The organism is Undibacterium sp. 5I2 (genome assembly GCF_035019605.1).
In the GTDB taxonomy this organism is placed as follows: domain Bacteria; phylum Pseudomonadota; class Gammaproteobacteria; order Burkholderiales; family Burkholderiaceae_D; genus Undibacterium.
Genome location: NZ_JASJVS010000010.1, coordinates 52369 through 67460, shown reverse-complemented (window position 1 = coordinate 67460; position 15092 = coordinate 52369). Strand labels below are relative to the sequence as shown.

At 51.1% G+C, this 15092-nt stretch carries 16 protein-coding genes; 1 reads left to right on the top strand and 15 read right to left on the bottom strand.

Going from position 1 to position 15092, the window contains the following annotated elements; genetic code table 11:
* Positions 1-30 precede the first annotated feature (30 nt).
* From cheD to flhD, 12 genes are all read right to left on the bottom strand, one after another.
* Positions 31-639: a chemoreceptor glutamine deamidase CheD gene (gene cheD / locus QN359_RS05850; protein WP_322248737.1), complete on the bottom strand. Its 609-nt coding sequence runs from the start codon at positions 637-639 to the stop codon at positions 31-33.
* A complete protein-coding gene (locus tag QN359_RS05845; RefSeq protein ID WP_322248738.1) occupies positions 636-1523 on the bottom strand; it encodes a CheR family methyltransferase in 888 nt (295 codons plus the stop codon). Before QN359_RS05845 ends, cheD begins: the two co-directional genes overlap by 4 nt.
* A 66-nt stretch (positions 1524-1589) precedes the next feature.
* The gene (locus tag QN359_RS05840; protein ID WP_322248739.1) at positions 1590-3353 is read right to left on the bottom strand and encodes a methyl-accepting chemotaxis protein; all 1764 of its coding nucleotides are present in this window, start codon (positions 3351-3353) and stop codon (positions 1590-1592) included.
* An 84-nt stretch (positions 3354-3437) separates the two neighbouring features.
* Entirely contained in the window at positions 3438-3953 is a 516-nt protein-coding gene (locus QN359_RS05835; protein ID WP_322248740.1) for a chemotaxis protein CheW, read from the bottom strand.
* A 45-nt stretch (positions 3954-3998) separates the two neighbouring features.
* Positions 3999-6020, bottom strand: a complete 2022-nt coding sequence (gene cheA / locus QN359_RS05830; protein ID WP_322248741.1) for a chemotaxis protein CheA — start codon at positions 6018-6020, stop codon at positions 3999-4001.
* Between the two features lie 52 nt (positions 6021-6072).
* Positions 6073-6438 (bottom strand): response regulator, encoded by a 366-nt coding sequence (locus QN359_RS05825; RefSeq protein ID WP_162020889.1) that lies wholly within the window; start codon positions 6436-6438, stop codon positions 6073-6075.
* An 87-nt stretch (positions 6439-6525) separates the two neighbouring features.
* Positions 6526-7074: a chemotaxis protein gene (locus QN359_RS05820; protein ID WP_322248742.1), complete on the bottom strand. Its 549-nt coding sequence runs from the start codon at positions 7072-7074 to the stop codon at positions 6526-6528.
* A gap of 48 nt (positions 7075-7122) precedes the next feature.
* The gene (gene motB, locus QN359_RS05815) at positions 7123-8052 is read right to left on the bottom strand and encodes a flagellar motor protein MotB (RefSeq protein WP_322248743.1); all 930 of its coding nucleotides are present in this window, start codon (positions 8050-8052) and stop codon (positions 7123-7125) included.
* A 21-nt stretch (positions 8053-8073) separates the two neighbouring features.
* Positions 8074-8934 (bottom strand): flagellar motor stator protein MotA, encoded by an 861-nt coding sequence (motA, locus tag QN359_RS05810; protein ID WP_322248744.1) that lies wholly within the window; start codon positions 8932-8934, stop codon positions 8074-8076.
* Positions 8935-9125: 191 nt separating this feature from the next.
* On the bottom strand, positions 9126-9929 hold the full coding sequence (locus tag QN359_RS05805) for a class I SAM-dependent methyltransferase (RefSeq protein WP_322248745.1): 804 nt from the start codon (positions 9927-9929) through the stop codon (positions 9126-9128).
* A 21-nt stretch (positions 9930-9950) separates the two neighbouring features.
* Positions 9951-10505: a flagellar transcriptional regulator FlhC gene (gene flhC, locus QN359_RS05800; RefSeq protein ID WP_322248746.1), complete on the bottom strand. Its 555-nt coding sequence runs from the start codon at positions 10503-10505 to the stop codon at positions 9951-9953.
* Positions 10506-10566: 61 nt separating this feature from the next.
* Positions 10567-10884 carry a flagellar transcriptional regulator FlhD gene (flhD, locus tag QN359_RS05795; RefSeq protein WP_322248747.1) on the bottom strand — a complete coding sequence of 106 codons (318 nt, stop codon included), beginning with the start codon at positions 10882-10884 and terminating at the stop codon, positions 10567-10569.
* 207 nt (positions 10885-11091) lie between these two features.
* Here flhD and QN359_RS05790 point away from each other — a divergent pair, with 207 nt between their 5' ends.
* Complete coding sequence (locus QN359_RS05790) at positions 11092-11397, top strand: hypothetical protein (protein WP_322248748.1); 306 nt, start codon at positions 11092-11094, stop codon at positions 11395-11397.
* Between the two features lie 13 nt (positions 11398-11410).
* Here QN359_RS05790 and dnaQ read toward each other — a convergent pair whose 3' ends face one another.
* From dnaQ to QN359_RS05775, 3 genes are read right to left on the bottom strand one after another with little or no spacing between them, the layout of a single operon-like run.
* Positions 11411-12124: a DNA polymerase III subunit epsilon gene (gene dnaQ / locus QN359_RS05785; RefSeq protein ID WP_322248749.1), complete on the bottom strand. Its 714-nt coding sequence runs from the start codon at positions 12122-12124 to the stop codon at positions 11411-11413.
* A gap of 48 nt (positions 12125-12172) precedes the next feature.
* A complete protein-coding gene (gene tilS, locus QN359_RS05780; protein ID WP_322248750.1) occupies positions 12173-13594 on the bottom strand; it encodes a tRNA lysidine(34) synthetase TilS in 1422 nt (473 codons plus the stop codon).
* Positions 13591-14565, bottom strand: coding sequence for an acetyl-CoA carboxylase carboxyltransferase subunit alpha (locus QN359_RS05775; protein ID WP_322248751.1), 975 nt, complete (start codon positions 14563-14565; stop codon positions 13591-13593). The genes tilS and QN359_RS05775 overlap by 4 nt, the downstream gene beginning before the upstream one ends.
* Positions 14566-15092 lie beyond the last annotated feature (527 nt).

Sequence of the window (15092 nt, the reverse complement as noted above, 5' to 3'; positions counted from 1 at the left end):
CTACTGGTTGACATGTTATCTCTATCTACATCAAAACAAATCGATATCGCCGCCAACCGGTGCCGTTTTCAGGCGACTGGCGTAATCTTGTTCGCGTTTTCTGAGCGTATCGTTATGTTCGACTTTGAGTTTTTTCACCAGCACTCTGCCGGTATGCGGAAAAAAGTATACCTTGCGCGGGAAAATATCATTCAAATCTTCGGCGGTCACGCGCATGCGCTCGGCCTTGAGATAATCGAGCACAAAACGAGCATTTCGTTCGCCCACATTGATGGCGGTAAAACCACGCAGCACGTTACCACCGCCAAACACTTTGGCTTCCAAATTTTCACGCTTGGCACCGGCCTTGAGCAATTCATTGATCAACACTTCCATCGCATAGGTACCGTAGCGCATCGAAGCCGACACCGGATTATCGACATCGCCGCCCGTATCGGGCAGCATGAAGTGGTTCATCCCACCGACCCCGGAGACACGGTCGCGGATACACGCCGACACACAAGAGCCGAGCACGGTGACGATTAACATGTCCTTCTTCGTGAAGTAAAATTCACCAGGCAATATTTTCGCGGCATCGCAATCGAAGGTGCGGTCGTAATAAATGTTTGTTGCGAAATGCTCTTCGCTTAATGTACTCATGAGCCACCTTTATGCAGATGATGTGCGGTCCCGGCGCGCTTGGCAGCGAGTTCATAGACCGTCTTTCCACGCAGTTTAAAATCATCCGACACATAGAGAAAGTTCTCAGAATGCCCGGCAAACAGCAAGCCGTCGGGTTTCATCAAAGGAACAAATTTTTTGAGAATATTTCCCTGTGTGGGCTTATCAAAATAAATCATCACGTTGCGACAAAATATCGCATCGAACGGCCCCTTCAAGGCCCAACTGCCGTCCAGCAAATTCAATTGTTTGAAGCTGATCAGATCACGCAATTCTTGCCGCACCCGTACCAGCCCTTCTTGCTCACCCTTACCCTTGAGAAAAAATTTCTTAACCCGTTCCGGCGTCATTTTTTCGATACGATCAAGGTTATAGACACCGCGCGCAGCGGTACTGAGCACATTGGTATCGATATCGGTGGCGATGATTTGTACCGGCGGTTTAAGCGTACCAAAGGCTTCGCAGATGGTCATCGCAATCGAATACGGCTCTTCCCCGGTAGAACTGGCGGAACACCAGACCTGCAACTGATCGCGCCGCCCTTTTACATGCTCAGCAAGCAGCGGGAAATGGTGCTCTTCGCGAAAAAATGAAGTCAAATTCGTCGTCAGAGCATTCGTGAAAGCTTCCCATTCGTCGCTATCTTGCTGACGTTCGAGCGCGTCCAAGTATTGCGCGAAGGAATTCATACCAAGCGCGCGCAAACGCCGTGCCAAGCGGCTATACACCATTTCTTGCTTGCTTTCGGCCAGCGAAATGCCGGCTTTTTTATAAATCAACTCACGCACTCGGTCGAAATCGCGGGAAGTAAAATCAAATTCCTTTGATGTCTCAGCCTTTTCTCTTGGCGCTATTTTTATCATTCATTGCTTTCCGAAAAGGACAGTCAAACCTACCAGCACAAACCAATCAAAGCAATATGGTCTGCTTTAAAATTCTTCCCAACCATCATTGTCATGCGCAGCTGCGCTGGCTTTGCTCGAACTCGCTGTGCTTGCGCTGGCCTTACTCACTCTGGCCACACTTTGCGTCAGCTTGCCCGGCACGGCTTTGCGTATGCCAGCTTTCGGCAATACCGGTGCCGGCCGGCTCAGCGGTTCGACGCGCGTCAGACGGGCTGTGGTCGCCGGCACTTTGGCGGCGGCTGCACCGTTGAGCAAGAATACACTGACCGATTGCGCCAGAGTGACTGCTTGTTCTTCCATACTTTCGGCGGCAGCGGCAGCTTGTTCGACCAGCGCGGCATTTTGCTGGGTCATTTCATCCATCTGCGTGATGGCCAAATTAACTTGCTCAATCCCGGCACTCTGCTCTTGGCTGGCGGCGGTAATTTCACTCATGATGTCGGCTACATGCTGGACGCTGGTGACGATTTCATCCATCGTTTTACCGGCTTCATCAACCAATTTACTGCCTTGGTCGACCTTATCGACGGAATCGCCGATCAATGATTTGATTTCTTTCGCGGCACTGGCACTGCGCTGTGCCAGGTTGCGCACTTCTGCTGCCACGACCGCGAAACCACGGCCCTGCTCACCGGCACGGGCAGCTTCAACTGCAGCATTGAGCGCCAAAATATTGGTTTGAAAGGCGATGCCATCGATGACGCCGATGATGTCGACGATTTTGCGTGAGCTTTCCTTGATCGAGCCCATGGTACTGACCACTTGACTGACCACCGCCCCACCCTTGACTGCCACACCAGTCGCCGAAACCACTAATTGATTGGCCTGACGGGCATTATCGGCATTCTGACGCACGGTACTGGTCAATTCTTCCATCGAGCTGGCGGTTTCTTCGAGCGAGCTGGCTTGCGACTCAGTGCGACTGGACAAATCGGCATTCCCAGAGGCGATTTCCTGCGCCGCAACGGTAATGGTTTCGGTGCCGATGCGAACTTGACCAACCGTAGCGGCCAAGCTGTCATTCATATTTTTCAAAGCCAGTAACAGCAAGGCGACTTCGTCCTGGCCGCTGACTTGCACATCACTGCGCAGATCGCCGCTGGCCACGGTCTCAGCCAAGCTCAAGGCTTCCAATAAAGGCTTGGTAATGCTGTTGGTCAGTATCCAGGCAAAGAATGCGCCGATTGCCACTGCCAGCAACATGACCGCATACAAAATATACGATAAGCGTGCGCCAGCCTTAGCCGAGGTTTCGAAGACTTGATTCGAGGTTTCGCCCTGCAAATCGACCAGGCTGTTGATGGCGACGATCGCCTTACTGCTCAGCGGTTCAAGCACGCCCGAAATAATTTTGACCGCGCCCTCGCCATTGAAAGCCAGCGCTTGGCCGACCGCATCTTTGAACGGTTGTTCGATTTGTTTATCGAGCAAGGCCACATCGCTGAGGATTTTCTTTTCCTCTTCGCTCAAGCCTAAGGCCGCTAACTTTTCCTTGGCTTCCTGATAGCGCGCGCGCTGCGCTTTGACCCGAGTTTCTTCTTTTTGCATCTCGCCGACATCGGACTGAATGCCGATGTTACGCATCGCGATACCGCCCTCATAAAGGGAACTCTTCATGGCATTGGCCAACACTTGCTTCTGATTGGCCAGCTTAAGGTTATCGGCCATTTCATTACGATTGGCCGAATTCAAGGAACTCACCAGCAGCATGACAGCGATGAGACCGATAAGAATAAATGCGAATCCGAAGCCGAGTCTGGTTCCGATTTTAAGGTTACGTAAATTCATACATTCATCTCCGTGATGAGCAAACATCTTTATTATATTAACAACGGCACAGCCCAATAAAACGATACAAATTATTTACATTGTTTAGGCCGGCGTATCCACCAAGCCCATTTCCGGGCTCGACATCAATTTATCGATATCGACCAGTATCAACATGCGGTCCTCGAGCGTTCCCAGGCCGATCAAAAAGTCGGTACTGAAGGTGGTGCCCATTTCCGGCGCAGCGCGCACTTGCCCGGGCAGTAAGGTCGTCACATCGGAAACGCTGTCAACCACCATGCCGACAATACGTCCGCCGATATTGAGAATGATGACGACGGTGAATTGATCGTAGGTCGGACTACCGAGATTGAATTTAATGCGCATGTCCACCACCGGAACGATGATGCCGCGCAGATTGATCACTCCTTTCAAGAAGTCCGGGGCATTAGCGATGCGCGTGACCGCTTCGTAGCCGCGGATTTCTTGCACCTTCAGAATATCGATACCATATTCTTCATTCCCGAGTGTGAATGCGAGAAACTCATGCCCGGCAATGTCGGCATCGAGCTGATTCGACGTCGCATTGGCGTCATGCGATTGGTGTGAGTCTTGCGTCATTTCTGATCCTTCAAATAAGATTTTTTATTTTTTCTGTGTACGGCGTTACTTAGTCGAGCGCAGCAAGGCGGCAACGTCAAGAATCAACGCTACCCCACCGTCACCGAGAATGGTGGCACCGGAGACGCCGGGAATTTTTTTATAATTCGATTCAATATTTTTCACCACCACTTGCTGCTGACCGACCAAGTCATCGACAAACAAAGCGGCCTTCTTACCATCGACTTCGACAATCACAATAATGCCCTCAGCAGGGTCGAGAAACTTCGGTTCCAGCGCAAACAACTGGTACAGTGGCACCAGCGGCAAATATTCTCCGCGCACTTTGATGACCGTACCCTTGCCATTGACCTCCTTGACATCTTCGCGGGCCGGTTGCAGCGATTCGACCACGAAACCAAGTGGCAGGATGTAAATTTCCTCGCCCAAGCGAATCGACATGCCATCGAGAATTGCCAAGGTTAAGGGCAGCGAAATCATGATCGTGGTGCCGTAACCTTTGGCCGAACGAATATCAACCACGCCGCCCATGGCGGAGATATTACGCTTGACTACATCCATGCCAACGCCGCGCCCGGACACGTCAGTCACGATTTCTGCGGTCGAAAAACCCGGCGCGAAAATAAGTTGCCAGACTTCAGAATCGGACATCGCATCCGAAACGGCCAAACCATTCTGACTGGCTTTGGCGAGAATTTTGTCACGATGTAAGCCGCCGCCATCATCGCTCACTTCGATCACGATATTGCCACCTTGATGCACTGCCGACAAGGATAATCGTCCGGTTTCAAACTTTCCGGCGGCAGAGCGCACGGCCGGCATTTCTATACCATGGTCGATGCTGTTTCTGACCAAATGCGTGAGCGGATCGACGATGCGTTCAATCAGCCCCTTATCGAGTTCAGTCGAGGCACCATAAGTAACGAATTCGACTTTCTTGCCAAGCTTGGTGGCGAGATCGCGCACCATGCGCGGAAAACGCGAAAATACATAGTCCATCGGCATCATGCGGATTGACATCACCGCTTCTTGCAGATCACGGGTATTGCGGGTCAAGTGCGAGACACTGCTGAGCAGACGCTCATTGGCAATCGGGTCGAGCTCTTGGGTACGCTGTTCCAGCATCGCTTGCGTAATCACCAGCTCACCGATTAAGTTAATGAGCTGATCGACCTTCTCTATACCCACCCGTATGGTCGATTGCTCCTGCGTTGCATGTACCTTTTCCTGCTCTTTTTTAGGCAACGGCTTTACTTCGACTGGCACGATCGGTGCCAATACCGGTGCCACCGCAGCAGCCGCCCCTTCGAGTGGCGGAAACATGGCATCGAGCGGCTCGAAAAAGCCGTAGCCAAGCTCGTCGTCGCTCAGCGTCGGTGCCGCAGGCGCGACAGCGATGCTTTCTTCGCTGATAATCAGGCAATCCGGATTGAGAATGAAAGAACAGATGGAAATGATGTCATCGCGCCCTTCATTGGTACGTAAGTGCAGTACCACACGGTTACCCTCGTCGGCGGCGCGAGTGATCGCACCGAGCAAGCCGAGCTCGGCCATCAGCGCAACTGCATCATCAGGACTGACATCGGGTAATTCAACCTTGAACGCCAACTGGTAATCAAGCTCGTCCGCATCATGCGCATGGGTCGGTAAGGAAATCACTGGCGGCGCAATCGGCAAGCTATCTTGCGACAGCGATTGCAACAACATCCGCACATCGGCCACGGCATCCTGATCGACCGGCGTACCGAGGCGATGACCATCGAGCTGCATCTTGAGTATATCTTTGGCAATCAAAAAGGCATCGACATGCTCGGCCGTCAGCGCCATTTCACCCTTGCGTATTTTATCGAGCAATGACTCCAACACATGCGTGACTTCCGTCATATCGTTCAAGCCGAACGTCGAGGCGCCCCCCTTGATCGAATGCGCGGCGCGAAAAATCGCGTTCAAATCCTCCGGATCGGGCGCGGAAAGATCGACTGCAAGTAACAGTTTTTCTTTCTCGGCCAAAAGCTCATCCGCCTCGTCAAAAAAGACTTGGAAAAACTGACTCATGTCAATCGTCATTATTACACTCCGAGATTTACATTGGCACGCTGAAAAGACACCTCAGCGCGTGTTAACCAATCACTTTCTTCACTACTTCAGTCAGCTTTTGTGGATCGAACGGCTTGACCAGCCAGCCATTGGCACCGGCGGCCCGGCCCTTGGCTTTCATGTCATCGCTCGACTCGGTAGTCAGCATCAAAATCGGCACCCGTTGATAGGTCGCCAAACCACGCAGGGATTTGATCAAGGTCAGACCATCCATGCGCGGCATATTCTGATCGGTCAGCACCAGATCGACCACCTGGTTTCTGGCCTTCTCCAAACCATCCTGGCCGTCGACGGCTTCAATCACTTGATAACCGGCAGCCTTCAGGCTGAAGGCGACCATTTGCCGCAAGGAACCTGAATCATCCACCGCTAAAATTGTCTTGGCCATAATTACTCCGTTTTACAAATTATAGGCATGTGCCCAGAGAGTTACGCGTGCGTATTTGGCACGCCGTCTGACGATACCGCCAGCGGTTTAAAATAATTCAATCTCACCGCTGTCCAAATGTTTTTGATGCACCGCTTTGCGCAGTAAACTTTTCAAGTCACCACTTTGCTTTTCCAAACGCAGCGTGGTTTGCTTAAGTAAATGCGCGATATCGTCACCATCGGTATCTTGGCCGATATCTTGACTGACTACGCCCAGCGCAGTAAGCACTTCACGCAAACCTTCGCAACGTTGCATGGTGCGTGAAATCAGCTGACTGGTTAAGTCTTGGAATTGCAGACTGGTCACCGCCGAATTGATGTGCTGGGAAATTTCGAGCTGAATAGAGCGCAAGCGCTCGACGCTTTCCGGTGCCACATAGCCGCCACCAATGATCAAGCTGATTTCTTCCTGCTCTTTGGAAACGGCAGCATGCAGCGCCATAAAACTGACACCTAACTTCTCTATGGCTTCACCAAGCAGTATCGCCGTTTGTGCCAAATCGGTTTCCACTTCAGACAAATGTTCGCTACCGTGGTCAGAAACCCCGGACAACAATTGTTTGACTTGCGACCCCAGTAATTTCTTTGTGGACATCTTCAGCACCTTATCTGCGTAATTTATTCTGTTTTGCGACTTGCAGTGCTATTTTCCTGATTTGACAGAGACTTCCGTACCAGCATCTGCCTCCGTGATCACTTCGACAGATCCACCATCCTGCGAAGCAGATTCTTCGGCCTTCTTATTCATCACAATAATGCTGATGCGACGATTAATGGGATTGAACGCATCTTTTTTATCAAACAGAACCGATGAGGATAAGCCGACTACCCGCAACACCTTGGTTTCATTCATCCCACCCAAAATCAATTCGCGCCGCGAGGCATTGGCACGGTCGGCCGACAGTTCCCAATTACTGTAGCCTTTTTCACCGATCCCGTAAGGCGAGGCATCGGTATGTCCGGACAAGCTGATACGATTCGGCACATCATTGAGAGCCTTGCCAATTTCGCGCAGGATCTCGCGCGTGTACGGTTGCAAATCAGCCTTGGCCGAGGCAAACATTGGCCGATTCTGTTCGTCCACCATTTGTATGCGCAAACCTTCGGTCGTAATATCGAGCAAAAGCTGGTTCTTAAATTGTTTCAAGCCGGGATTGGCGTCGATCGCCGCCTCTATCTTGGCTTTCAATACTTTCAAACGATCGCCGTCAACCTTCGCCAACGCTGCTTCAGCGGCCTGCAAGTTGTAAGTTTTCTTCTGCATTTCGACATCGCCTTTACGGTTCTGCCCATCACGCAAACTCAAATCCTTACCGCCACCTTTGATCACACTGGAACTGTCACCACTGCCATCGCCACCGGCCATGGCCACTTTCAAAGGCGTTTGGAAATATTCGGCGATCCCTTGTAAATTTCCTTTCGCCGTCGAGCCGAGCAACCACATCAGCAAGAAAAAAGCCATCATCGCCGTCACAAAGTCGGCATAGGCAATTTTCCATGCCCCGCCGTGATGACCACCGGCGACCTTCTTGATCCGTTTGACGACAATCGGCCTTAATTCTTCATTTGCCATAGCAAAACCTTGTCCGTCTTCTTATTTTGATTTCGATTGCTTGATATGATCTTCAAGCTCACTGAAAGTCGGTCGCTCGGTCGAATACAAGACTTTGCGCCCGAATTCCACCGCTAAGGCCGGCGCATAGCCGTTCAAACTGGCGAGCAGCGTGACCTTGATACATTGAAAGGTTTTTGACGACTCATCGAGTTGCTGCTCCATGAGACCGGACAAAGGCCCGACGAAACCATAGGCAAGCAAAATACCGAGGAAAGTACCGACCAGCGCATGGGCGATCAAGATACCGAGTTCAGCCGGCGGAATCCCGACCGACTCCATGGTGTGCACCACCCCCATCACCGCCGCGACAATACCGAAAGCGGGCAAACCATCACCGAGCTTGGCGATGAAATGCACCGGCACGGCCGATTCATGGTGATGCGTCTCGAGTTCGTTATCCATCAAGTTTTCGATCTGCATGGCATCCATATTTCCCGATACCATCAGGCGCAGGTAATCGCAGATGAATTCCATCATATGATGGTCATGCACAATCGCTGGATATTTACTGAATAAAGGGCTGTCGTCAGGCTTTTCGATATCGCCTTCGATCGACATCAAGCCTTCTTTGCGTACCTTGGTGAGTACGTCGAACAGCATGGTCATCAATTCCATATACAAACCCTTGGTGTATTTGGAACCTTTAAACAAACTCGGGAAAGCTTTCAGCGTAGCCTTGAGGCTTTTTGCATTATTTCCGACCAAGGAAGCGCCGACTGCCGCCCCGCCTATCATCAGCAACTCCAAGGGCTGAAACAATACGGCCAAATGGCCACCCGCCATGGCGAAGCCACCGAATACCGAGCCCATTACGACAATATAGCCGACGATCACTAACACGGAAATTACTCCTCAAAATAACAGAATTTGCTTTCAGAAAGCGCTCAAAACGCGGCTCTGAACTTGCTTGTAGCAATGATATCAGCCCAGCCGACAGGAAACACCTGCTATTGACGCAATTTATGGCGAAAACAAAATATTTCTTTAAAAAAACGTTCGCCATACAACAGCAGAGGCGCAGCAGACGCGCATCAGAGCTGCCAGACATACAAAGGCGGCGCACCCTGCTCGCTTTCAAGGATCAAATCTGCCTGAACACCGGGAATAGAAAACTCGTAACTAAGAAACCATGACCCTGGCGGCATCTCATTTTGGACCTTATTCCAAATTTCAGGCATCACAACGGGTGATAAATAGGCGAAAACAACATTAAATTTTGCAAAATCGAGGGTTTCATACCGTCCGAAGCGGCAAGCGACGTTGTCCTGTCGATGCCAGCGCTGCTTGAGTGCACTCACCGCCCAAGGCACCAAGGCCACCTCTATCCCACTCAAACGCCAATGCGCACGCGCCTTGCCGAGCGCAAACAAGAGCCCGCCGAGACCACTGCCGACATCGAGAAAATGCAAGGATGGTTCGGCCGGCAGCAAATCCAGCACTTGTTTGGGGAGACTGGCACGAGAGGGGTAATAAGGCACGCGGGTGGCAACAATTGCACCAAAGCTAATGAAGAGCAATAAAAATGCCGCCAAGCTAAAAAGCGGCGGCAATTGCCAAGTCAAGGCGGCAACGAAGGCGAGCGGAAATAATACTTCGATCACTACCCACCACCATGCCAAGCCACGCCAAGCGGCTAAGCCCGCGGCCAGACTCGCGTGCGCGAGTAGGACTAACCATGGATGAGGCAGCGCTACGCCAGCAGCTTTGAGGGTAAAGCACAGGCCCACTGAAATGAGTAAGGCCAGCAATTGCGCCAGCAAGGCCGAGCAAGCGGCAGAGCGCGACGCAGACTGAGAAGAAGGAGGAATGACAGAGTCAGCGGACAGCAATGCCAAAAGGATCCCCCGGGAAAATGTTTAAGCGACCATCTCCATTTCGGCATCAAGCTCTTTAGCTCGCTTGGTTTTACCGGCACGCGATGGAACATGGCACAGGCCACAGCGGTAATGATCGTGCAAATCAAGCGCATGTGCAACAAATTGACCGTTGCATTCACAACATTTTGCAAATGTCAGCATTTTTCCATCAAAAAAGCGCACCAAGGTCCATGCCCGCGTCAAAGACAGCAGGGCTTCATCGGCGGAAATACAACCAACCTGCTCGAGATAGAGGCGGTAAGCTTTGACGATTGCTTCTATGCCAGTAATCTCTGCATGTTCATTGAGATACTTATAAATATTCATGAACAGGGAAGAATGAATATTTGGCTGCCAGGTCGTGAACCAATCTGTAGAGAAAGGCAACATCCCTTTAGGTGGAGAGACACCCTTTAATTCTTTGTAAATTTTCAACAGGCGTTCACGCGACAAGGATGTTTCTGACTCCAGCAACTGCAAGCGCGCACCCAAGTTAACCAGGTCGATTGCCAATTGAATTTCATGCGCTTCGTTCACTACACTTTTGCCAGCCATAATCGTCTCCGTTGAGCTTATTGAGTTAATTGCGTTAATTGAATTAATCTAATAATTACAATTAATGAATTTCTTCAACTGCTTGCCCTGCCATCAGAATCGCCGCATGCGAATGGGCCAGCGCGCGCTCTTTATTGTAGTTAGTCAGCATGCAGAGTATCGAGCTGTCTTCGAAGCGAAAGCGGGCCAACATCATATTGGAACCGGCCAACTTCAGGATTTGCGAATTATTCAAACCCTCAATCAGATCAGCAATTTCTTTGCCGATACCGAGACGGAAAATCGCAGTCGCCTTATCGGCCCGAATCATTTGCTGCGCAAGCATTAAGTAGCTTAAATTTGCATCGCGGATTTCAGCCATCATATCGTTCTGTGTCATGTTCCCACCCTCCGTTCGTTTTCAAAGGCCAGATTCTCTTGCCAGTGAGACAGATTGTGAGCGAGCGCAAAAACGCCGTGTATAGGCGTGCGTCGGTATTTATTTCCGGAAAAATAGGAGTATTCCTGTAGGATAAATACCTACAAGAAATATTTGATGGTGAAACCGAAATAAAGTTTCAACCTGACTGAGTTGTGAGCTTGTGCCTTGATTTTAAAAATATCATTCAAAATCAAAAGCTTAAGCGAAAAACAGAGAACTTATTCTCATCTCTCACTTACATTAACGGCAGTGATTTCGAAAACTTTAGGGTCTTTTGAAAATAAATTTAAAATATTTTTACTTGATTACTTAACGGCAGCGGGCGGAAAAACTTTAATTATTTTTGAAAATATTTTTCAAGTTTGTCCGTTTGTGCAAATTCACAACAGCGAAAGCTGCTTTTTCCTGCAAAAACGGCATACGCAGGCAAAAAAAATCCCTACGAGCAGGGATTTTTGTTCAAACCAGTGACAAAGCAACTTAATCAGATGCCGCGCCAAATACAAGGCTGACGCAATTGCTTATCCAAGGCTCCGAGTACCCCCTCATGCAGAAGCAACTCTTCTTCACTGGCCGGCAAAACTAATAAGTCGCCGAGCGGCAAAGCGATTTCCGGCGCATCGCTCAGCGATGCGACCGGCTCATCGACGATATCGATAGCAAAACTGTTTTGTCCGCGCGACATCGCCAAAAAGACATCGGCCAGCAATTCCGCATCCAATAAAGCGCCATGCAACTTGCGATGGGCATTCGATACCTCGTAGCGATCACACAGGGCATCGAGGGAATTACGCTTTCCAGGATGCAACTCTTTCGCCTGCACCAAGGTGTCCGTCACGCGGCCGACTAATTCCTGGAATGGTGCCAAGCCCAAGCGGGTGAATTCGGCATTCAAGAAGCCGACGTCAAACGGCGCGTTATGGATCACGACTTCGGCACCGCGCACGTACTCACAGAATTGTTGCGCAATATCAGCAAACTTCGGCTTGTCGCTGAGAAATTCCGTCGTCAAACCATGAACCGCCAAGGCCCCCTCTTCCGAATCGCGCTCCGGGTTCATATATTGGTGAAAATTATTGCCAGTCAATTTACGGTTGACTAATTCGACACAGCCGATTTCAATGATACGGTTGCCCTCGCGCGCATTGAGGCCAGTGGTTTCGGTATCGAGCACGATTTGACGTGAGGTTTTATTCATCACACACTCCAATAAATAATTCAGGAATAAAATGTAGCGTCCGCATCTTCACACCGCAGCGGGATCAGGCACCCATTCCAAGGCATATTTTTCGCCATGCTGCTCTGAGCAGTAAGCCGACTGCATCCCTACCCCAGCCGCATACAATAACTGCGCACCGCTGGAAACGAAAGGCAATTGCTGCCGAATCCAGAACGGAATCTGCAAACTCTGATAATGGCTCTTCATATCACGCGTCGGTCGGTTGGCGGCCAATTTAAGTCGCTCACCACCACGGCGCAAATGCAAAGTCAAACACTGCTGCTGCATATAGTCGCCGGCAAAACCGTGTTCCGCCGCGTGAAAATGCAAACGCCCACGAAATGCCGGAAAATCGAGTACCGCCTCGCCGCGCCAAAAAAAATCCTGACTCAGTACCGGCAGCGCTTCATCGTACTCGTCCAGCAGCGGCACCGGCGCTTGCCGCGGCGCGGCATAGATACAGCCTTGGTAGCGATGCAGCGCCAAGGCTTCATGATAGATGGTGATGCGGGCATTGTCTTTAGCCGCAAACAATTGCTTACGCATTTCCAGTAAGCGCGCCGTCGATGGCATGCGCGCACCTGATTGGCCCAACCATAAACGCAGCACATGATTGATGCGCTCATCGGAGAGCGCTTGCAAGGCCGACACAGCCAAGCCTTGGCCAAGCCGGCACGCCGCCATATCGTCGGCGGCCAGTGCTTCGATCAGCGCTTGCGCGGCTTGGGTGTGCCGGGCCGCGCGACCCATGCGGGCAGCAAATCCGGGGACGATATTTTCCAACAAGGGCATGACCTGATGACGCAATGCGTTACGGGTAAAGCGCAGATCGGCGTTCGATTCATCCTCGATGTGTTGCAGAGCATGCTCGGCCGCATACTCGGCCAAACTCGCACGCGATTCTTGCAACAAGGGCCGCAACATCACCAAGGTGGGGTGACCGAGCAAGGTCGGCGCAGTATTCCAACTATCCATACCAGACAAGCCGGCGACGCCCGAGCCACGCAACATTTGCATGAGTAAGGTTTCAGCCTGATCGTCTTGATGGTGTGCTGCCATTAAAAACTGGCTATCCGCGGCCAGGCACAGTCGGCCCAGAGCAAGGTAGCGCGCACTGCGCGCACTGCCCTCAAGGCCGGCAGCATCGCCACGATTGACGCTGACACGCTCGAATGCAAACGGCACCTGCAGCGCCGCGCAGGTGGCGGCGCAATGCGCCAACCAAGCGTCGGCATGCGGACTGAGTCCATGATGAATATGCAGGGCATGCAGCGGCAGTTGCTGCTGTTTCGCATACGCGGCGGCCAGTACCAAGAGCACCGAGGAATCGAGGCCACCGCTGTAAGCAAGCGCCAAACCACCACGCAGCGGTGCGACGGCAGCAAACACGGCCTCCAAATTGGCCGCAAAACGCTGCGCCAAGGCGCTCATCGAACTACCGTGACTCATTCTGCCGGCTTGGTTTCCTTGAACTTACCGTAGCTCAACAATTTCTCATGTCGCGCTGCCAGCAAATCCTTGGTTTTCATGCCTTGGAATTGACGCAAAGTATCGGCCAAAGCACGTTTGACCAAAGCACACATTTGCTTAGGATCACGGTGCGCGCCACCCAAGGGTTCGTTGACAATTTTATCGATCAAGCCCATCGCTTTCAAGCGATGCGCGGTCAGACCCAGCGCTTCAGCCGCATCGGACGCCCGCTCGGCAGTTTTCCACAAGATCGAGGCACAGCCTTCCGGTGAAATCACGGAATACGTAGCGTACTGCAACATCAACACGGCGTCACCCACCGCCAAAGCCAAGGCGCCGCCGGAACCACCCTCACCGATGATGGTGGTAATGAGCGGCACTTTCAATTCAGCCATGACATACAAATTGCGACCGATCGCCTCCGATTGACTGCGCTCTTCGGCATCAATGCCGGGCCAAGCGCCCGTGGTATCGACGAAGGTAAATACCGGGATATCGAATTTTTCCGCTAACTTCATCAGGCGCATCGCTTTGCGATAGCCTTCCGGTTTCGGCATGCCGAAATTACGCAGAGCACGTTCTTTCGTGTCGCGCCCTTTCTGATGACCGATTACCATGCAAGCTTGGCCATTAAAGCGCGCCAAACCACCAACGATAGACAAATCATCGGCAAAGCCGCGGTCGCCGTGCAATTCATGAAAATCGGTAAACATTTGATTGATGTAATCAAGTGTGTACGGGCGCTGCGGATGACGAGAAATTTGAGAAACTTGCCAAGGCGTTAATTTCGCATAAACGTCTTTGGTCAGCATCTGACTTTTTTTAGACAAGCGGTCGATTTCTTCGGAAATATCGACGGCGGAATCATCTTGAACAAAGCGCAATTCTTCTATCTTTGTTTCGAGTTCAGCAATAGATTGCTCAAAGCTCAGGAATGTCGTTTTAGTCATCGTGCCTCCTTAAATCCACACGAGTTGAAAATACTTGCTATTCAATGCGCCAGGCAAATTTGCCTGCATGCGGAAGCCAGCGTGCGCCATGATTTCCGCGTGCGTCATCGCCCGCTATCAAAGCAAGCGATATCAGCGCATTAAAAAATAATATTACTTCACGCAGCCTGACGGCCGTCGTTTAAATATCGGAACGGAGCAGATTAAATATCAAAAACAAGCTTTCTGTCCAGCTTCGTTTGTAAAAATTGAAGTTAAGCAAAGAAATCCTGTCTTTGTCGCCTATTTTCGCTTATTTTACTTTGCTTAAAATCGCCAGCCCACCTGCATACGAGGGAAAATCACGCTACAATGCGCTCGGCTACGAGGATGCGGCTGCGCAGATTGATGAAAAAACATCAAAATATCGTCCATCGTGCACGCGTCTCGCATCTTTTTATCTTTTCAAGCACATTTTTCGTGCTTATTTGATATGATCAGTATCAATGAGGTGAGCAGCCTGCCGGATTAGCCGGCGCAATGCCGCG